Raw genomic sequence first — 19,770 nt, 5'->3', positions numbered from 1 at the left:
TCGCAGCGGTCAGCGTCGTCTTGCCGTGGTCAACGTGGCCAATCGTGCCGATGTTGACGTGCGGTTTGGAGCGTTCAAACTTTTCCTTAGCCATGATGGCCTCCTGTTTATCTGAGCGCCGGGCAAGGTCATCCCTGCCCGGCTTGTTCAATTAGGCGAATTTCGCCTGAATTTCGTCCGAGATGTTCTGCGGAACCGGATCGTAATGCGAGAACTGCATCGTGAACTGCGCACGGCCCGAAGACATCGAGCGCAGCGTGTTGATGTAGCCAAACATGTTCGCCAGCGGAACGTTCGCGTCAATCGCAATCGCGTTGCCGCGCGGCTCCTGACCCGACACCTGACCACGACGCGAGGTCAGATCACCGATGATGCCACCGGTGTATTCCTCGGGCGTGATCACTTCCACTTTCATGATCGGCTCAAGCAGCTTGGCACCGGCCAGACGCATCCCTTCGCGCATACACATGCGTGCTGCGATTTCGAAGGCCAGAACCGACGAGTCAACATCGTGGAACTTACCGTCGACAAGGGCTACCTTGAAGTCGATCACGGGGAAGCCAGCCAGGGGGCCGCTGTCCATGACCGAGTTGATGCCTTTTTCAACGCCAGGGATGTATTCTTTCGGAACAGCACCACCAACGATGCGGCTTTCGAACGAATAACCTTCGCCAGCTTCGGTCGGCGAGATGATCATCTTCACCTCGGCGTACTGACCCGACCCACCCGACTGTTTCTTGTGGGTGTAGGTATGCTCGACCTCTTTCGAGATGGTCTCGCGATAGGCAACCTGCGGGGCACCGATGTTGGCTTCCACCTTGAATTCACGCTTCAGACGATCCACCAGAATATCCAGGTGAAGTTCGCCCATGCCCTTCATGATGGTCTGACCGCTTTCAATGTCGGTTTCCACACGGAACGACGGGTCTTCGGCAGCCAGACGCGCCAGACCCTGGCTCATCTTCTCTTGGTCAGCCTTGGTTTTCGGCTCGACCGCGATTTCGATCACCGGATCGGGGAAGGTCATGGTTTCCAGAACCACCGGGTCGTTGACGGCGCACAGCGTGTCACCTGTGGTGGTGTCTTTCAGACCAGCCAGCGCGATGATGTCGCCTGCGAACGCTTCCGTGATCTCCTCACGTTCGTTCGAGTGCATCATCATCATCCGGCCGACGCGCTCTTTCTTGCCCTTGGTCGAGTTCAAAAGCGTGTCGCCCTTGTTCAGGACACCCGAATAGATGCGGGTAAAGGTCAGCGTGCCAACGAAGGGGTCGTTCATGATCTTGAACGCGAGGCCCGAGAACGCCATGTCATCATCCGCGCGGCGGGCAATGTTACGAGTCTCGGTTTCGTCACCGGGTTTGAAGCCCATGTAATCGACAACGTCCAGCGGGCTGGGCAGATAGTCGATCACGGCGTTCAAAAGCGGCTGAACACCTTTGTTCTTGAAGGCCGAACCGCCAAGAACCGGAACGAAATGCAGCGCCAGCGTGCCCTTGCGCAGCAGTTTGCGCAGGGTCGGCACGTCAGGTTCATTACCTTCCAGGTACTCCATCATCGCGTCGTCGTCTTCTTCGACGGCCGCTTCGATCATCTTGCCACGCCATTCTTCGGCCATGTCCTTCAGACTGTCGCGAACCGGAGCTTTCACCCAGGATGCACCAAGGTCATCGCCCTTCCACAGCCATTCTTCCATGGTGACCAGGTCGATCAGGCCTTCCAGCTCGTTTTCGGCCCCGATCGGCACACCAACGGGAACGGCGCGGGCGCCGGTACGGTCTTCGATCATGCGGACGCAGTTGAAGAAGTCAGCGCCGATCTTGTCCATCTTGTTGACGAACACGACGCGCGGCACCTTGTAGCGGTCAGCCTGACGCCACACGGTTTCGGTTTGCGGCTCGACACCGGCGTTGGCGTCCAGCACACAAACGGCGCCGTCAAGCACGGCCAGCGAACGTTCGACTTCAATGGTGAAGTCCACGTGGCCGGGGGTGTCGATGATGTTCAGGCGGTGCTTCTCAGAATCAGGCGATTGACCGTCTTCGGTGCGTTCCCAGAACGTTGTGGTCGCAGCAGAGGTGATCGTGATGCCCCGCTCCTGCTCTTGCTCCATCCAGTCCATCGTGCCGGCACCATCGTGGGTTTCCCCCATGGTGTGGTTTTTGCCGGTGTAGAACAGGATGCGTTCCGAGCAGGTGGTTTTCCCTGCATCGATATGCGCCATGATGCCGAAGTTGCGATAACGGTCGAGAGGATAGTCGCGTGCCATGGTTGTCTTCCTTCCTTGGCTTTACCAGCGATAATGGCTGAACGCTTTGTTGGCGTCGGCCATCTTGTGGGTGTCTTCGCGTTTCTTGACGGCAGTCCCGCGCGAGTTCACAGCATCCAGAAGTTCGCCAGCAAGGCGTTCTTCCATGGTGTTTTCGTTGCGGTTGCGGGCGGCGGTGATCAGCCAGCGGATCGCCAAGGCTTCACGACGCTCGGGGCGCACTTCGACCGGCACCTGATAGGTGGCACCACCAACACGACGCGAGCGAACCTCGACCGACGGTTTGATGTTGTCCAGCGCCTCGTGGAACACTTCCACGGGGGCACGCTTGATCTTGTCTTCAACGCGATCCAGCGCGTTATAGACGATTTTTTCTGCGACCGACTTCTTGCCGTCGATCATCAGGTTGTTCATGAACTTGCTCAGCACACGATCGCCAAATTTGGCGTCGGGCAGGATTTCGCGCTTTTCTGCGGCGTGACGACGAGACATTCCCGGATCTCCTTACTTCGGACGCTTGGCGCCGTATTTCGAACGACGTTGCTTACGGTCTTTGACGCCCTGGGTATCCAGAACACCGCGAACGATGTGATAACGCACACCCGGAAGGTCTTTTACACGACCGCCGCGGATCAGAACCACCGAGTGTTCCTGAAGGTTGTGGCTTTCACCGCCGATATAGCTGATGACCTCGTACCCATTGGTCAGACGCACCTTGGCGACTTTCCGCATGGCCGAGTTCGGCTTTTTCGGTGTGGTTGTATAAACGCGCGTGCAAACGCCACGTTTTTGCGGACAGGACTCCAGGTGCATCGACTTGGAGCGCTTTACTTTAGGCTGGCGCGGTTTGCGGATCAGCTGTTGGATCGTTGGCATAGGGCTCTTTTCCCGTTTCTCAACACATGTGTTTGCACGAGTGTCCCCGTGCGGTTTGCATTTCCTCGCCCAGCACGTCTGCAAAGCGAAAATCCGCGATCGCTTCCATTCCGAGGCAAGCGACGCGGTTGGTTCACAGAGGATCAGTGCTTCAAAGTAGCGCCGACCTTGATCCCTCAATTCTGATGGTGCCGGGCAAGACCCGGCTGGATGGGGGGCGTATATGGGGAGTCGGGCCCTCTGTCAACCGCTGGCCATGACTTTGCCGGGGCGTTCGAAGGATCGGGGTTCAGGCGATCCGCCTTGCCCGGGTGCGACGCATCAACTGTCGTTCGCGCAACAGGGTGAACAGGCCGGTGGCCACCACGATGCCGGCACCGACAAGCGTCCAGCCATCTGGCCATTCACCGAAAAAGATCAGCCCTATGATCAAAGCCCAGATCAGGCCGGTGTATCTGAACGGCGCGATAAACCCGATATCGCCTACGCGCATCACCATCACCGAAAATAGATATCCCATGAAGATAAACACGGCGGACAAGACCAGAAATCCCCCGCTTCTTGGCGGAACAGGCGCCCAGTCAACGCCAAGTGACGCAACGCCAAAGGACACCGTAATCGCAACGGACGCCACCAGGGCCACGGTCATCGACGGCGTTGACGGTGACATCTTTCGGACAACAAGATCGCGCAGTGTGATGAACCCAACCGCGAGCAGCGCGTAAACGGACCAAAGCGTAAACCCGTCGCCGCCGGGTTTGACGATCAAGACCACACCAACAAAGCCAAGCAGAATGGCAGACAGGCGTCGCCAACCCAAAGGCTCGCCCAGAAAAGCCCATGCTGCCAACGCGATGGTTAAGGGCAAGGCCTGCAAAACGGCGGTGACATTGGCGATCGGCATGTTGAACAATGCGCTCAGGAAACAATAGGTCGCCCCCATTTCTGCAAACGACCGCAGAAGCATCAGCTTCCATTCCCGACGGCTGAGCCGAAACGTCAGCGACCGCAGCGCCAGCCCCAAACCATACAGCAACAAACAGGTCAGAACGCCGCGCAGAAACACCGCCTGCGACAGCGGGATGTCACCAGCCAGCGCCTTCATGCAGGCGTCGTTGAAGGTGTACCCGGCCATCGAACCGGCCATCAATGCCGCACCTTTCATGTTGTCTGAAACGGACATCCAACAATCCATCTTGGTCAATGCGTGAGGGGCGCGACTGGCCGCGTCTTTGAGCCACCTGCGACGCACGCACCCTAGTCACTGCCCCTGCCCCATGCAAACGAAAAGCCCCGCCAGATGGCGGGGCTTTCCGAAACTCATATCGGTATGGATCAGGGCTGTTCCGACCCGTCGAACTCGGGCGTGTCCACCAGACCATTATCGACGTCAGACGCGTCGCCAAACACGTCCTCGGCCGGAGCGGCCAGTGCGGCAGCCTTTTCGGCTTCGGCGCGGGCTTCCTCGATCACCTTCATATCGCGGGCTTGCGCAATAGACCGCACGCGTTGCGTGGCCCCGCCCGTACCCGCCGGGATCAGGCGTCCGACGATCACGTTCTCTTTCAGGCCAACCAGCTTGTCACGCTTGCCCTGAACCGATGCCTCGGTCAGAACGCGGGTGGTTTCCTGGAACGACGCCGCCGAGATGAACGAACGGGTCTGCAAGCTTGCCTTGGTGATCCCCAACAGGATCGGCTCGCCCGAAGCCAGACGACGACCTTCTGCTGCTGCCTTTTCATTGGCTGCATCAAATTCGGCCTTGTCCACATGCTCGCCTTTCAAAAGCGTGGTTTCGCCGCTGTCGAGGATCTCCCACTTCTGCAGCATCTGGCGAACGATCACCTCGATGTGCTTGTCGTTGATTTTCACACCTTGCAGGCGATACACGTCCTGAACTTCGTCGATCATGTAGTCCGCCAGCGCCTCGACACCCATGATAGACAGGATGTCATGCGGCGCGGGGTTGCCGTCCATCAGGTATTCACCCTTCTGGATGAAGTCCCCTTCCGCCACCGGAATGTGCTTGCCCTTGGGCACCATGTATTCCACCGGCTCCAGGCTTTCATCCGCAGGCTCGATCGAGATGCGACGCTTGTTCTTGTAGTCGCGGCCAAAGCGCACGTAACCATCGATTTCAGCGATAATCGCGTGATCTTTCGGGCGACGCGCTTCGAACAATTCGGCCACACGCGGCAGACCACCGGTGATGTCCTTGGTCTTGGCGCCTTCGCGCGGAATACGCGCAACCACGTCACCGGCTTTCACCGCCTGACCGTCCTCGACCGACAGAATGGCATCCACCGACATGGTATAGGTGACGGGGTTTCCGGCTTCGTTGCGCACCGGTTCACCATCTTCACCGACCATGATCACTTCCGGCTTCAGTTCGTTGCCTTTCGGCGCCGAACGCCAATCGGACACGATCTTCTGCGTCATGCCAGTTGCATCATCGGTTTCGTCCCGCACCGAAATGCCGCTGATCAGGTCGACGAATTTCACCGTCCCGTCCTTTTCGGCAATCATCGGAAGCGTGTACGGATCCCATTCGAACAGCTTGTCACCACGCGCGACCTTTGCGCCATCCTTGACGTGCAGTTTCGAGCCGTAACCGAGTTTGAACGCCGCACGCTCGACCCCGTTGTCGTCGATGATGGCCAGAACCATGTTCCGCCCCATGACAACGATCTCGCCATCACGGTTTTCCAGAATGTTGGCATTGCGGTATTCCACCTTGCCGTCCTGGTTGGCTTCCTGGAACGATTGCTGACCACCCTGGGCAACACCGCCGATGTGGAAGGTCCGCATCGTCAGCTGCGTGCCCGGTTCACCGATCGACTGCGCGGCGATGATGCCGACAGCCTCGCCGACGTTCACGCGCGTGCCACGGGCCAGATCGCGACCGTAGCAGTTGGCGCAAACGCCTTCTTCGGCTTCACAAGTCAGCGGGCTGCGCATCCGCACAGTCGCCACGCCCGAGGCTTCGATCTCGTCCGCCTTGCGTTCGTCGATCAATTCGTTCTTGGCGACGATCACCTCTTCGGTGCCCGGAACCAGAACATCCTCGGCCGCCACACGACCCAGAACACGTTCGCCCAGCGAGGCGACGACTTCACCGTCATTGACCGCCGCTTCCGCGGTGATCGAGTTTTCGGTGCCGCAATCGACCATGCGCACGATGCAGTCCTGCGCCACGTCGACCAGACGACGGGTCAGATAACCCGAGTTCGCGGTTTTCAAAGCCGTATCCGACAGGCCCTTACGGGCACCGTGGGTCGAGTTGAAGTACTCAAGCACGGTCAGACCTTCTTTGAAGTTCGAGATGATCGGCGTTTCGATGATCTCGCCCGAAGGTTTCGCCATCAGGCCGCGCATGCCGCCCAGCTGTTTCATCTGCGTGACAGAACCACGCGCACCGGAGTGGGCCATCATGTAGACCGAGTTCGGTTCCGCTTCGGCACCATTCTCGTCCCGCTTGTTGGACGAGATCGTGTCCATCATGGCGTCGGTGACCTTGTCGTTACATTTCGACCAGGCATCGACCACCTTGTTGTACTTCTCGCCCAGCGTGATGAGGCCGTCCATATATTGCTGTTCGAACCCTTTCACCTGCTCGCGGGTTTCATCCACGATCGGCCACTTGCTGTCCGGGATGACCATGTCGTCCTTACCGAACGAGATGCCGGCCTTGAACGCTTCCTTGAAGCCCATCGACATGATCTGGTCACAGAAGATGACCGATTCCTTCTGACCGCAATAGCGATAGACGGTGTCGATGACCTGCTGCACCTCTTTCTTCCGCAGAAGACGGTTCACCAGTTCAAACGGCGCTTTCGCGTTCAAGGGCAGAAGCGCGCCAAGACGGATGCGACCGGGAGTGGTTTCAAAGCGTTTGTAAACTTCGTTGCCTTCCTCGTCGATCTGCTTGATGCGGGCCTGAACCTTGGCGTGCAGATGCACCTCGCCAGCGTCCAGAGCATGCTGAACTTCGTCCACATCGGAGAAGATCATGCCTTCGCCCTTCATGCCCTCACGTTCCATGGTGATGTAATACAGACCAAGGATCATGTCCTGCGACGGCACGATGATCGGCGCGCCGTTGGCGGGCGACAGAACGTTGTTCGTCGACATCATCAGAACACGCGCTTCCAACTGGGCTTCCAGCGACAACGGCACATGCACAGCCATCTGGTCACCGTCGAAGTCGGCGTTAAAGGCCGAACAAACGAGCGGGTGAAGCTGGATGGCCTTGCCTTCGATCAGAACCGGTTCAAACGCCTGAATGCCAAGACGGTGCAGCGTCGGCGCACGGTTCAGCATGACCGGGTGTTCGCGGATCACTTCGTCCAGAATATCCCAAACTTCGGGACGCTCTTTTTCCACCAGTTTCTTGGCTTGCTTCACAGTGGAGGACAGCCCTTTGGCTTCAAGACGCGAATAGATGAACGGCTTGAACAGCTCCAACGCCATCTTCTTCGGCAGACCACATTGGTGCAGCTTCAGCTCAGGCCCGGTCACAATGACCGACCGACCCGAGAAGTCGACGCGTTTCCCCAAAAGGTTCTGACGGAAGCGACCTTGCTTACCCTTCAGCATGTCGGACAGCGATTTCAGCGGGCGCTTGTTGGCACCTGTGATCACGCGGCCGCGACGGCCGTTGTCAAACAGCGCATCAACGGATTCCTGCAACATCCGCTTTTCGTTGCGGACGATGATATCAGGCGCGCGCAGTTCGATTAGGCGCTTCAAACGGTTGTTCCGGTTGATCACGCGGCGATACAGATCGTTCAGATCCGAGGTCGCGAAACGGCCACCATCCAGCGGCACCAGCGGGCGCAGCTCGGGCGGGATAACCGGGATCACGGTCATGATCATCCATTCCGGGCGGTTGCCCGATTCAATGAACGATTCAACGATTTTCAGACGCTTGATGATCTTCTTGGGCTTCAACTCACCCGTGGCTTCCGCCAGATCAGCACGCAGCTGCTCGGCTTCGGCTTCCAGATCAATCGCCGACAGCATTTCGCGGATCGCTTCAGCACCGATATTGGCGGTGAAGGCGTCCATGCCATAGGTGTCCTGGGCGTCCATGAACTCTTCTTCGGTCATCAGTTGACCGTAATGAAGGTCCGTCAGTCCCGGTTCGATCACAACGTAGTTTTCGAAATACAGGATGCGTTCCAGATCACGCAGAGTCATATCCAGCATCAGGCCGATGCGCGACGGCAGCGACTTGAGGAACCAGATATGTGCAACTGGCGCGGCCAGTTCGATATGGCCCATACGCTCGCGGCGCACTTTCTGAAGGGTAACTTCCACACCACATTTCTCGCAGACAACGCCGCGATACTTCATGCGCTTATATTTGCCGCACAGACATTCGTAATCTTTGACCGGGCCAAAGATACGGGCGCAGAACAGGCCGTCACGCTCGGGCTTGAACGTGCGATAGTTGATGGTCTCGGGCTTCTTGATCTCGCCATACGACCACGAAAGAATCCGTTCCGGGCTGGCCAGCGACACTTTGATTTCGTCAAAGGTCTTGGGGGCCGCCAGCGGGTTGAACGGGTTGGTTGTCAGTTCCTGGTTCATTTTGCGTTCCTTACATCAGAGGATTGGGTGGGAGGGGTAAGGCGGGCGCCCTACTCCTCGCCCTCCGCATCCAGGAGTTCCATATTAAGGCCAAGGCCGCGGACTTCTTTGACAAGCACGTTGAACGATTCCGGCACGCCGGCCTCAAAATTGTCCTCGCCCTTCACGATGCTTTCATAGACTTTCGTCCGGCCAGCAACGTCATCCGATTTCACCGTCAGCATCTCTTGCAGCGTGTAAGCCGCGCCATATGCTTCCAAGGCCCAGACCTCCATCTCACCGAAGCGCTGGCCACCGAACTGCGCCTTACCACCCAGCGGCTGCTGTGTGACAAGCGAGTACGGACCGGTCGAACGCGCGTGGATTTTATCGTCCACAAGGTGGTGCAGTTTCAGCAGGTATTTCACACCCACGGTAACGGGGCGCGAGAACTGCTCGCCGGTGCGACCATCGAACAGAATCGATTGGCCCGAGGTGTCGAACCCAGCCCGCGTCAGCGAGTCGTTCACGTCAGCCTCTTTCGCGCCGTCAAAGACGGGCGTCGCAATCGGCACACCATTGGTCACGTTCGATGCCGCATCGACCAGTGCATCTTCGTCCATGCCAGCAATGCCTTCTTCATAGACATCGTCGCCATAGGCGATGCGCATGGCTTCGCGCACCGGGGTCAGATCGCCGGAACGGCGGTATTCACCCAAGGCCTCGTCGATATTCAGACCCAGACCGCGCGCGGCCCAACCCATATGGGTTTCCAGAATCTGACCGACGTTCATCCGCGACGGCACGCCCAGCGGGTTCAGACAGAAGTCGACAGGTGTCCCGTCGGCCAGGAACGGCATGTCTTCCATCGGAACAACCTTGGAAATAACACCTTTGTTCCCGTGACGACCGGCCATCTTGTCGCCCGGCTGAAGCTTACGCTTCACGGCAACGAAGACTTTGACCATCTTCATCACACCCGGCGGCAGGTCATCACCACGACGCACCTTTTCGACCTTGTCTTCGAAGCGGGCATCCAAGGCGCGTTTCTGCGCTTCGAATTGCTCGTTCAGGGCTTCGACGATCTTGGCATCATCTTCGTCTTCCAGCGCAAGCTGCCACCACTGGCCGCGGCTCAGGCTTTCCAGAAGCTCGTCGGTGATTTTCGATCCGGCCTTGACGCCCTTCGGCCCCTTCACCGCAACTTTGCCTTCGATCATGCTGCGCAGGCGCGCATAGATGTTACGCTCCAGAATGTGCAACTCGTCATCACGGTCACGGGCAAGGCTTTCGACCTCTTCCCGTTCGATCTGCAGCGCACGTTCGTCTTTTTCCACACCATGGCGGTTAAAGACGCGCACTTCAACGACAGTCCCGAAATCACCCGGCTTCACGCGAAGCGAGGTATCGCGAACGTCCGATGCTTTCTCACCAAAGATGGCGCGCAGAAGCTTTTCTTCCGGCGTCATCGGGCTTTCGCCCTTCGGTGTGATCTTACCGACCAGAATATCGCCCGGCTCAACATCCGCACCGATGTAAACGATGCCCGCCTCGTCGAGGTTGCGCAGCGCTTCTTCACCGACGTTCGGAATGTCGCGGGTGATCTCTTCCGGCCCAAGCTTGGTGTCACGGGCAGCGACTTCGAATTCTTCGATATGGACCGAAGTGAAGACGTCATCGCGCGCAATACGCTCGGAAATCAGGATCGAGTCTTCGTAGTTGTAGCCATTCCACGGCATGAACGCGACGACCACGTTTTTACCCAGAGCCAGTTCGCCCATATCGGTCGACGGGCCATCGGCGATGACTTCGTCTTTCGAAACCTTCTGACCCACTTTCACCAACGGACGTTGGTTGATGCAGGTGTTCTGGTTCGAACGCTGGAACTTGCGCAGACGATAGATGTCAACGCCCGCGTCACCCAGACCAAGGTCTTCCGTGGCGCGCACAACGATACGCGTTGCGTCAACCTGGTCGATCACACCGCCACGCTTGGCTTGAATGGCCGCGCCCGAATCGATGGCCACTTTGCCTTCGATACCGGTGCCGACATACGGCGCCTCGGCCCGCAGAAGCGGAACGGCCTGACGTTGCATGTTCGACCCCATCAGGGCGCGGTTGGCGTCGTCGTTTTCCAGGAACGGAATAAGCGAAGCCGCAACCGAGACCAGCTGCTTGGGCGACACGTCGATCAGGTCAACGCTTTCACGCTGCGCCATCGTGTATTCGCCCGACTGACGGGTGTTCACCAGATCGTTTTCAAAACGGCCGTTTTCGTCCAGATGCGCGTTGGCCTGCGCCACGGTGTGACGCATCTCTTCGGTGGCGGACATATAGTTCACTTCGTCAGTGACCTTGCCTTCCACAACCTTGCGATAGGGCGTTTCGATGAAGCCGTATTTGTTCACGCGGGCGAAGGTTGCCAGCGAGTTGATCAGACCAATGTTCGGCCCTTCCGGCGTCTCAATCGGACACATGCGGCCATAGTGGGTGGGGTGCACGTCGCGCACCTCGAAGCCCGCGCGTTCACGTGTCAGACCGCCCGGCCCAAGCGCCGACAGGCGGCGTTTGTGGGTGACTTCCGACAGAGGGTTGGTTTGGTCCATGAACTGCGACAGTTGCGACGAGCCAAAGAACTCGCGCACTGCGGCAGCAGCCGGTTTCGCGTTGATCAGGTCCTGCGGCATCACAGTGTCGATCTCGACCGAGGACATGCGTTCCTTGATCGCGCGTTCCATGCGCAGAAGGCCGACGCGATACTGGTTTTCCATCAACTCACCGACCGAGCGCACACGACGGTTGCCCAGGTGGTCGATATCGTCGATGTCGCCCTTGCCGTCGCGCAGTTCGACCAGCGCCTTGATACAAGCCACGATGTCCTCGCGGCGCAAGGTGCGCTGAGTATCCTCGGCGTCCAGGTTGAGACGCATGTTCATCTTCACACGGCCAACGGCAGACAGGTCGTACCGCTCGCTGTCAAAGAACAACGTGTCGAACAGGGCCGAAGCGGCTTCGACGGTGGGCGGTTCACCCGGACGCATGACGCGATAGATGTCCATCAGCGCGGTGTCGCGGCCCATGTTCTTGTCCGCTGCCATGGTGTTGCGGATGTAGGGGCCGACGTTGACGTTGTCGATGTCCAGAACCGGAATGTCGGTGATGCCCGCATCCAGCAGTTCTTTCAGCGACCCGCCGATCAACTCGCCATCCTTGTCGTGCTCAAGCGTCAGTTCATCACCGGCTTCGACATAAATCGCGCCGGTGTCTTCGTTGATGATGTCCTTGGCGACATACCGACCCACGATCGAATCGAACGGCACCAGCAGGTCGATGTCCTTGCCGTCTTCCATCAGTTTCTTGACCGCACGCGGCGTGATCTTCTTGCCGGCCTCGGCGATCACTTCGCCGGTCTTAGCGTTGATCAGGTCCATCGTCGGGCGGGTGCCAGCGACACGCTCGGGGAAGAACTTGGTAACCCAACCCTTGTTCTTCTTCAGCTTGTACTGAACCGTGTCGTAATAGGCATCCATGATGCCTTCCTGATCCAGACCCAATGCATAAAGCAGGGTCGTCACCGGCAGCTTGCGGCGGCGGTCGATGCGCGCGAACACAATGTCCTTGGCGTCAAATTCGAAATCCAGCCACGACCCGCGATAGGGAATGATGCGGCAGGCAAACAGCAGCTTGCCGGACGAATGTGTCTTGCCCTTGTCGTGATCAAAGAACACACCGGGCGAGCGGTGCATCTGGGACACGATCACACGCTCGGTGCCGTTCACGACAAAGGTGCCATTGGGCGTCATCAGGGGCATGTCGCCCATGAACACGTCTTGTTCCTTGATGTCCTTGACCGACTTGGCGCCGGTATCTTCGTCCACATCGAACACGATCAGACGCAGAGTCACCTTCAGCGGCGCCGAATAGGTCAGGTCGCGCTGCTGGCATTCTTCCACGTCGAATTTCGGCTCTTCCAGCTCGTATTTCACGAATTCCAGAATAGCGGTTTCATTGAAATCCTTGATCGGGAACACCGACTGGAAAACAGCGTTGATGCCTTCGCCGTCCATCGGCTGCGGCTGATCACCGGAGTTCAGGAACAGGTCATACGAGCTTTTCTGAACCTCGATCAGGTTCGGCATCTCAAGCACTTCACGGATTTTGCCGTAGTACTTACGCAAGCGTTTCTGGCCAAGATAGGTCTGCGCCATAAGGTAATTACCTTTCATTTCTCAACTGATGCGCCGACCGTCGGGTCACCGGCGACGCCTCGTCCGAGATTGGGGGTTCGAACCAATTCCCGGAAACCCGCCCAAGGGTTTCCTCCCGATCCATTGAACCTTTCCCAGAAGAACGCCCGACCAATCAGGCCCTCTTCAAGACAGGTTCGGCTGGACCCGGATTTCTCCGGGCCCAGCCATATTCATGGGCCTGAACCGGCCCAAAAGCGCAGGGCTTAGGCCAGCTCGACTTCGGCGCCAGCTGCTTCCAGCTTGCCTTTGATGTCTTCTGCTTCAGCTTTGTCCACGCCTTCTTTGATCTTGCCGCCAGCTTCGACCAGTTCCTTGGCTTCTTTCAGGCCAAGACCGGTGATGCCGCGAACTTCTTTGATGACGTTGATTTTCGAGGCGCCGGCGTTCTTCAGAACGACGTCGAACTCGGTTTTTTCCTCGGCAGCCGCACCAGCGTCGCCACCAGCAGGACCGGCCATCATGACAGCGCCGCCAGCAGCGGGCTCGATGCCATATTCGTCCTTCAGGATGGTTTTCAGTTCTTGTGCTTCGAGAAGGGTCAGACCCACGATCTCTTCAGCCAGTTTTTTCAGATCAGCCATTTGACTTCTTTCCGTTATTAGATGTGTTCCAACGTGAGGCGGTCATCCGCTACACGGGGCTCAGATTGCTTATGCAGCCTTGTCCTCGATCGTGGACAAGATGGATGCGATGTTCGAAGCAGGCGCGCCAATGGCACCGGCGATGTTCGAAGCGGGTGCGCCAATGCAGCCGACGATCGAAGCAATAAGCTCGTCACGCGACGGCATAGCGGCAACAGCTTTGACACCGGCCGTATCCAGCGCCGTTTCACCCATGGCACCACCAAGAATAACGAGCTTGTCGTTGGTCTTGGCGTAGCCTTCCATGACCTTGGCCGCAGCCACAGCATCTTCGGAATAGGCAAGAACGGTCATGCCCGAAAGAAGGTCGGCGATAGAAGCGGCCGGCTTGTCTTCCAGGGCGATTTTGGCGAGCTTGTTCTTGGCAACACGCACCGACCCGCCAGCTTCGCGCATTTGCGAACGCAGGTCCTGCATCTCGGCAACCGTGAGACCCGCGTAGTGGGCAACCACTACGACGCCAGAGCTTTCGAAGATCTGGCCGAGTTCCTCGACCACTTTCTCTTTCTGGGCTCTATCCACAGTTTTACTCCAAGTATGGAGGGTCAGACCCTCCGGCTCTTATTTCACCAGATTTTCAGAGAAAACCCGGCAATCGGGTCCGTGATACGGGTCCTTCGCAAAATCGCCCCAAGGCCAAGCGGCCACGAGAATTCTTTTGTTCATTTCCCATCTCAGGCAGGAATTATGACCCTTGCGCGCAGTCGCTTTTCAGCTTGGCCCACCAGCGTCACCCACCGTCTCGGACGAAATGCAAAACAGCGCACGACGAATCGCACGCTGATCTGCAAGGGTTACTTAGGATGTTTGCCGGGGATTTCCAACCCCTAATCGGAAGATATCTGCATGGCAAAGCAGACCACGCGCTCCGACTGTTGCCACAATCTTTATCACGATTGGCAATGGCGGTGAAGCCCCGCCTTTATTCCATATCCGAGAACAACGAGACGATCTCAAGCAGCTTATCTGCGGGCACGTCCGTCGGCTCTATGTCAAACACCGCCATACGCCCCACCTGTCGGGACGGCTTCAGGTATCTTTCGGCAAAATAGTAATTCTCGCGCCCGACGTAATCATCCCACAGAATCCGTGTCGGCTTTTTGCACCTGAACAAACATGCTAGAAAACACGCCACGCGAAACCGCCCGTCGATCAGTACGACATCGGGGGCGACAAAGTCGGGAAGATCCCAAACCTCGAGCGCGTATTTCGGGTAATTGGCCCAAGCTGTATCGGACTTTGGCCGCCCCCACGGTCCGGTTGGACCAATGTCGACCCAATGAACGGTCACATTCTTATCCGCATTTGTCCGATACAGCGCCTTGCGCATCGTGGCTGACCAGTTCCAGTCACTTTCGACCGTCACTGTCCGACACCCCGGAACCGCAGCCGCAATGAATGTCGAGCCCCCCGACCCATATTCAAGGATCGAGGATGCTTTCGAATACTCATCTCGCACAAGGTTTGCCTCGTCCGTGGGCAAGGTCAGCTCGAACTCCGGTGTCTTTAGCACCTGAGCTGCAAAGGTGCTGTGCCGAAAATCTGAAAGCCGATCCGCAATGATGTCGTTTGCAAGGCGCAGAGCCTCGGCCACCCCGTCCAGAGACAGCAAACTGGCAATCTCATCTGTTGTCTGATTTTCCCAGAACAGGATTGACTCATCTCTGGTTTCATTGTGGTTCATTGCAGCGTAGTTTGCCGCCGTGTGCCTGTTGTTCGCGCCATCCGCACGTTTCGGTGCCCAGCCCCTTCCCCTCAGCTGTTTCAGCCAGAACATTTCAGGCGTGCGCGTGACATAGTGGTTGATCTGCGCCAGACCGAAGCCCGCTTCCTCGTCCAGAACCTTCGCGTCATGACCGATGTCCTGACCGGCAAGCCAGCGTTTGTGCTTGGCATAACTTTTCGACAAGGGGTTTCCCTTACCATTCAGAAAATCCGAATGCGTCAATCCCGACGTCGGATCAATTTTGGGGCGGTGCACCCCTTTTTCCTGAAACCCGACGATTCCATCACCTTGACGAAACAGGGTCTTGATCGAACAGTTTTCGGCATTCTTGCGCTTCGAACACATCGTAAAATCGTTCGAAATCAGCCTTCCAGCAAACGGTATCTGCCCGGAATCACCGAAGAGTCGCCAGTTGATCAAGATCCCTTTCCTGCCCCCCAGCGCTGCGACCAGCGATGCGACGTCCCGCGTCCCGGTGCGGACATTCAAGAACTCGTCGCCATCCAGCCATAGAACCCAGTCACCATCCGCGATCAGCGCCGCCTCGGACACGCGCTGTGCGGCTTGCAGCTGCGGCGAAACACCAATCGGCACCTCATGGGTCAGATGTTCGACAATGCCATGTCGGGCCAAGGACGAAAGGATCTCGTCCGTGCCGTCATCGCAATCATTCGAACAGATGATGATCCGGTCAAATCCGATCACCCTGTGATACGCGATCCACTCAAGGATGAAGGGCGCTTCGTTCTTCACCGCTGAGAAAAGCACTTTTCTGCTGTCTGGCACTGCGACACCTTTCACGCGACAATTCCTTGCGGCACGTTATCGGCCCCTTGCGGGCATGTCATCCCATCGTCCTCGCTCGCGCATGGCACATATCAAAGAAAAAGGCGGACCGATTGGTCCGCCTTTCCATAGAGACTTTCAGGAACCGGATCAGTTCCCGGTCGCGCTGTCCACCGAGATGGTGACGCCCGGACCCATGGTCGAGCTGAGCGCGATCTTCTTCATATAGGTGCCTTTGGCGCCGGTCGGCTTGGCCTTTTGCACGGCGTCAACAAACGCACGCACGTTTTCGACCAGCTTGTTTTCGTCGAACGACGCTTTGCCCAGGCCTGCGTGAACCACGCCACCCTTTTCCGCCTTGAACTGAACTTCACCACCCTTGGCGGCTTCGACAGCTTCCTTGACGTCCATGGTGACCGTGCCGACCTTCGGGTTCGGCATCAGGTTGCGCGGGCCAAGCACTTTGCCCAGTCGACCAACGATCGGCATCATGTCCGGGGTGGCAATGCAGCGATCAAACTCGATCTTGCCGCCCTGGATCGTTTCCATCAGATCTTCGGCGCCAACGATGTCTGCACCGGCGGCCTGAGCTTCCTCGGCTTTCGGGCCGCGTGCGAACACGGCGACGCGCATGGTCTTCCCCGTGCCGTTCGGCAGGCCGACGACGCCGCGGACCATCTGGTCGGCGTGGCGCGTGTCGACACCCAGCGACATGGCGATTTCGATGGTTTCATCGAACTTGGCCTTGGCGTTGTTCTTGACCAGCGCCACGGCCTCTTCGATCGAAACGTTTTCTTTGCCGGCGAATGCTTCGCGTGCGGCTTTGGTGCGTTTACCCAGTTTCGCCATCTTACTTCACCTCGATGCCCATGGAACGGGCAGAGCCCAGAACGATCAACATCGCAGCTTCGACGTCATTCGCGTTCAGATCTTTCATTTTCGCTTCGGCGATCTCTTTCACCTGAGCGGCGGTCACCGTGCCAGCGGTTTCATGGCCGGGCTTGTTGGCGCCCGATTTCAGCTTGGCGGCCTTTTTCAGGAAATACGACGCAGGCGGCGTCTTGATGTCCATGGTGAAGGACTTGTCCTGATAATAGGTGATCACAGTCGGGCACGGCGCACCGGGCTCCATTTCCTGCGTCTTGGCGTTGAACGCCTTGCAGAATTCCATGATGTTGATGCCGCGCTGACCCAGGGCAGGGCCGACGGGCGGGCTGGGGTTGGCTTGACCTGCAGGAACCTGCAGCTTCATCGTGCCAGCGACTTTCTTAGCCATTTGGCTTCTCCTTTAACAACAGCGCGGGGACGCGTCCCTTTGCCTTTCATTGTCGTGGTCTGGGTTGGGGATCGCGATCCCTGCCCCTCCCACGCCCGCCCGTTTGGGCGGCTGACACGTCAGGTCTGTTTCGTGACCTGCGTGTATTCCAGTTCGACCGGGGTGGCCCGGCCAAAGATCGACACCGTCACCTTCAGGCGCTGGTTGTCGTCATCCACATCCTCGACCATCCCGTCGAAGCCTTCGAACGGTCCGTCTGTCACGGCGACCTTCTCGCCCACTTCGAAGTGGATCAGGGTGCGCGGTGCTTCAACACCTTCTTCAACCCGGTTCAGGATGGCGTTCACTTCGGCGTCACGCATCGGCATCGGGCGACCTTGCGGACCAAGGAACCCGGTCACGCGGTTGATCGAGGTGATCAGGTGATATCCTTCGTCCGACATCTCCATATGCACCAGCACGTATCCGGGCATGAACCGGCGCTCAGTGGTCACTTTCTTGCCGCGACGAACCTCGATCACCTCTTCGGTGGGGACCAGAACCTCGTCGATCTCATCGCCCAAACCCTTTTCTTCGACCGAGGTCTTGATCTGTTCGGCAATCTTCTTTTCGAAGTTCGAGAGCACGCTCACCGAATACCACCGTTTCGCCATTTCAGCCTCTGCCTTCTTGCGCCCTGCGGGCCATTCAAATTCCGTTCTCGGGAACAAAAAATCGGCGTGCAACTCGAATCGCCACACGCCCGTCCCGAAGTGTGGCCCGACCTACCCCTGAAACGTGTTCATTTCAAGGGGTCAGGCGCAAACTCAGCCAAACAGACCAAGCACAGCGGCCAGTCCGCTGCGGATCCCCAGATCAACCAACGAGAAGAACAGCGCCGTCAACGCGGCCAGCACAAAGACCATCCCCGTGGTCAGAAGCACCTCGCGGCGGGTCGGCCATGTCACCTTGGACACCTCGGCGCGCACCTGCTGGATGAATTGCAGCGGATTGGTCATCTTGTTTCTCAACCTTTCATGTATCAGGCGGTCAATTACGCAATGCGCGCGGGGTTTTCAAGTCTCGTCCGCTTTTCAACCCGCCAATAAAGGCGAAATGGCGCGATTGCGGTCATGGATACGTTGAAAATGGCAGGGGCAGCAGGGTTCGAACCCGCGACCTACGGTTTTGGAGACCGTCGCTCTACCAACTGAGCTATACCCCTAGGACCGAGGGTCGGATTACGGCAAGGCGCGCAGGTTTTCAAGCGATTTCGGTGACAAACGTCAAAGAAAGCAACCCGCTCTTAAATCTACGACTGTTTACCTGTCAGGTGATGCGATAACACGGGATGAAGATGGTACGGGATGTAAGCGATTTCAAGGCCGCCCCCTGGCGCAACATCGACCGGGTCGAGATGGAACACGCGATGAGCGTGCCGACCATGCTGTCGAAACGCGAGCAGAAACTCTATTACTGGCTGACCTCGCATTGGACGCAGGACATCGGGGCGGTGGTCGATTTGGGCTGTTTTGTGGGCGGATCGACCGCGCGCCTTGCCGACGGGCATGTGGATGCAGGCAAACGCCACTGGATCCACGCCTATGACCGCTTCAAGGCGGACGACCGCACCAAGGCGCAGGAGCTTTACCGCAAAGGCATTCCCCCCTTCGACGGGACCGACATCTATTGGCTGGCCCGCGATCTTCTGGAACCATGGGAAGATCGCGTCACCTTGCATCGAGGCGACATTCTCACAAAAACCTGGGATGGGTCGCCGATCGAACTTCTGGTCATGGACGCCGCAAAATCGACCGAGACCGCGGATGGCATCGCGGAACGGTTTTTTCCGTATCTCATTCCCGGGCAATCTCTGGTGGTGCAGCAGGATTACTTCCACTGGCGCCTGCCCTGGATCCCAGTGCAAATGCACCTGATGCAAGACTGGTTCCGACCGGTGGCCTTCTGCCCGGATGACACCGTGATCTTCCAGAACATCCGCCAAATAAATGAGGCGGCGCTGACTGCCGGCAAGGTCAGCGGGCTGGATGACGATGCCCTGCATGACCACCTGACCGAGGTTCAGCCATTGGCCCGTAGTTGGCGCAAGAAACAGCGTATCTATCGGATGAAACGGGCGATCAGGGCCAATCCGGGGGTGCGGACGGGGTATCGGATGGTCGATCCCGACAAATAGCGGCGCGACATGCCACCTTCCGGGCTTTCGGTCTGGCTGCGATAGGATTGCCCACCACCTTGTGGCGAAGCCTTTGCCTCTTCGAGCGGAAATATTGGCGTCCAAACGCAGAACCGCCGCCGGCATTTCTGCTCGGCGGCGGTTTTTTTAATTTTAATCGTATTGAGAGAATTGAGCTGCTTACTAGGTTTGGCGGTGA

The 19,770-nt window shown here is 57.9% G+C and carries 15 protein-coding genes and 1 tRNA gene; 1 reads left to right on the top strand and 15 read right to left on the bottom strand.

The genetic code is table 11. The features are described 5' to 3' along the window. From MUY21_RS15635 to MUY21_RS15565, 15 genes are all read right to left on the bottom strand, one after another. A partial coding sequence (locus MUY21_RS15635) for a GTP-binding protein (RefSeq protein WP_002583150.1) occupies window positions 1–94 on the bottom strand: 94 nt, incomplete at its 3' end. 57 nt (window positions 95–151) lie between these two features. Beyond that, the gene (gene fusA / locus MUY21_RS15630) at window positions 152–2,269 is read right to left on the bottom strand and encodes an elongation factor G (RefSeq protein WP_191287645.1); all 2,118 of its coding nucleotides are present in this window, start codon (window positions 2,267–2,269) and stop codon (window positions 152–154) included. Window positions 2,270–2,290: 21 nt separating this feature from the next. Next, window positions 2,291–2,761 carry a 30S ribosomal protein S7 gene (gene rpsG, locus MUY21_RS15625; RefSeq protein WP_191287646.1) on the bottom strand — a complete coding sequence of 157 codons (471 nt, stop codon included), beginning with the start codon at window positions 2,759–2,761 and terminating at the stop codon, window positions 2,291–2,293. A 12-nt stretch (window positions 2,762–2,773) separates the two neighbouring features. Continuing rightward, the gene (rpsL, locus tag MUY21_RS15620; protein WP_191287647.1) at window positions 2,774–3,145 is read right to left on the bottom strand and encodes a 30S ribosomal protein S12; all 372 of its coding nucleotides are present in this window, start codon (window positions 3,143–3,145) and stop codon (window positions 2,774–2,776) included. A gap of 289 nt (window positions 3,146–3,434) precedes the next feature. Then, entirely contained in the window at window positions 3,435–4,328 is an 894-nt protein-coding gene (locus MUY21_RS15615) for a DMT family transporter (RefSeq protein WP_248411216.1), read from the bottom strand. Window positions 4,329–4,480: 152 nt separating this feature from the next. Further along, window positions 4,481–8,737: a DNA-directed RNA polymerase subunit beta' gene (rpoC, locus tag MUY21_RS15610; RefSeq protein ID WP_248411215.1), complete on the bottom strand. Its 4,257-nt coding sequence runs from the start codon at window positions 8,735–8,737 to the stop codon at window positions 4,481–4,483. Between the two features lie 50 nt (window positions 8,738–8,787). Further along, the gene (rpoB, locus tag MUY21_RS15605) at window positions 8,788–12,924 is read right to left on the bottom strand and encodes a DNA-directed RNA polymerase subunit beta (RefSeq protein WP_248411217.1); all 4,137 of its coding nucleotides are present in this window, start codon (window positions 12,922–12,924) and stop codon (window positions 8,788–8,790) included. 245 nt (window positions 12,925–13,169) lie between these two features. Further along, window positions 13,170–13,547 (bottom strand): 50S ribosomal protein L7/L12, encoded by a 378-nt coding sequence (rplL, locus tag MUY21_RS15600; RefSeq protein WP_191287651.1) that lies wholly within the window; start codon window positions 13,545–13,547, stop codon window positions 13,170–13,172. Window positions 13,548–13,616: 69 nt separating this feature from the next. Beyond that, window positions 13,617–14,129: a 50S ribosomal protein L10 gene (rplJ, locus tag MUY21_RS15595; RefSeq protein ID WP_248411214.1), complete on the bottom strand. Its 513-nt coding sequence runs from the start codon at window positions 14,127–14,129 to the stop codon at window positions 13,617–13,619. 400 nt (window positions 14,130–14,529) lie between these two features. Further along, complete coding sequence (locus MUY21_RS15590; protein ID WP_248411213.1) at window positions 14,530–16,134, bottom strand: glycosyltransferase family 2 protein; 1,605 nt, start codon at window positions 16,132–16,134, stop codon at window positions 14,530–14,532. Window positions 16,135–16,269: 135 nt separating this feature from the next. Continuing rightward, complete coding sequence (gene rplA / locus MUY21_RS15585) at window positions 16,270–16,968, bottom strand: 50S ribosomal protein L1 (RefSeq protein ID WP_248411212.1); 699 nt, start codon at window positions 16,966–16,968, stop codon at window positions 16,270–16,272. 1 nt (window position 16,969) lies between these two features. Then, window positions 16,970–17,395 carry a 50S ribosomal protein L11 gene (gene rplK / locus MUY21_RS15580; protein WP_248411211.1) on the bottom strand — a complete coding sequence of 142 codons (426 nt, stop codon included), beginning with the start codon at window positions 17,393–17,395 and terminating at the stop codon, window positions 16,970–16,972. A 119-nt stretch (window positions 17,396–17,514) separates the two neighbouring features. Further along, window positions 17,515–18,048, bottom strand: coding sequence for a transcription termination/antitermination protein NusG (gene nusG / locus MUY21_RS15575; RefSeq protein ID WP_191287654.1), 534 nt, complete (start codon window positions 18,046–18,048; stop codon window positions 17,515–17,517). 153 nt (window positions 18,049–18,201) lie between these two features. Further along, window positions 18,202–18,393, bottom strand: coding sequence for a preprotein translocase subunit SecE (gene secE / locus MUY21_RS15570; protein ID WP_191287655.1), 192 nt, complete (start codon window positions 18,391–18,393; stop codon window positions 18,202–18,204). Between the two features lie 130 nt (window positions 18,394–18,523). Then, window positions 18,524–18,599: transfer RNA gene (locus tag MUY21_RS15565), tRNA-Trp, on the bottom strand. Between the two features lie 132 nt (window positions 18,600–18,731). Between MUY21_RS15565 and MUY21_RS15560 the strand changes: the two genes are divergently transcribed. Further along, the gene (locus MUY21_RS15560) at window positions 18,732–19,571 is read left to right on the top strand and encodes a class I SAM-dependent methyltransferase (RefSeq protein ID WP_248411210.1); all 840 of its coding nucleotides are present in this window, start codon (window positions 18,732–18,734) and stop codon (window positions 19,569–19,571) included. Window positions 19,572–19,770: the final 199 nt, after the last annotated feature.

Source organism: Aliiroseovarius sp. S2029 (assembly GCF_023195575.1).
GTDB lineage: Bacteria > Pseudomonadota > Alphaproteobacteria > Rhodobacterales > Rhodobacteraceae > Aliiroseovarius > Aliiroseovarius zhejiangensis.
Note: the sequence above shows the minus strand (reverse complement) of the source record. Positions and strands in the feature narration are given on the sequence as shown.

Coding starts and splice junctions, on each gene's coding strand:
- rpoC (WP_248411215.1), bottom strand. CDS start 8,737: ATGAACCAGGAACTGACAACCAACCCGTTCAACCCGCTGGCGGCCCCC.
- secE (WP_191287655.1), bottom strand. CDS start 18,393: ATGACCAATCCGCTGCAATTCATCCAGCAGGTGCGCGCCGAGGTGTCC.
- MUY21_RS15560 (WP_248411210.1), top strand. CDS start 18,732: ATGGTACGGGATGTAAGCGATTTCAAGGCCGCCCCCTGGCGCAACATC.
- rpsG (WP_191287646.1), bottom strand. CDS start 2,761: ATGTCTCGTCGTCACGCCGCAGAAAAGCGCGAAATCCTGCCCGACGCC.
- nusG (WP_191287654.1), bottom strand. CDS start 18,048: ATGGCGAAACGGTGGTATTCGGTGAGCGTGCTCTCGAACTTCGAAAAG.
- rplA (WP_248411212.1), bottom strand. CDS start 16,968: ATGGCGAAACTGGGTAAACGCACCAAAGCCGCACGCGAAGCATTCGCC.
- rplL (WP_191287651.1), bottom strand. CDS start 13,547: ATGGCTGATCTGAAAAAACTGGCTGAAGAGATCGTGGGTCTGACCCTT.
- MUY21_RS15615 (WP_248411216.1), bottom strand. CDS start 4,328: ATGTCCGTTTCAGACAACATGAAAGGTGCGGCATTGATGGCCGGTTCG.
- rpoB (WP_248411217.1), bottom strand. CDS start 12,924: ATGGCGCAGACCTATCTTGGCCAGAAACGCTTGCGTAAGTACTACGGC.
- rpsL (WP_191287647.1), bottom strand. CDS start 3,145: ATGCCAACGATCCAACAGCTGATCCGCAAACCGCGCCAGCCTAAAGTA.
- fusA (WP_191287645.1), bottom strand. CDS start 2,269: ATGGCACGCGACTATCCTCTCGACCGTTATCGCAACTTCGGCATCATG.
- rplK (WP_248411211.1), bottom strand. CDS start 17,395: ATGGCTAAGAAAGTCGCTGGCACGATGAAGCTGCAGGTTCCTGCAGGT.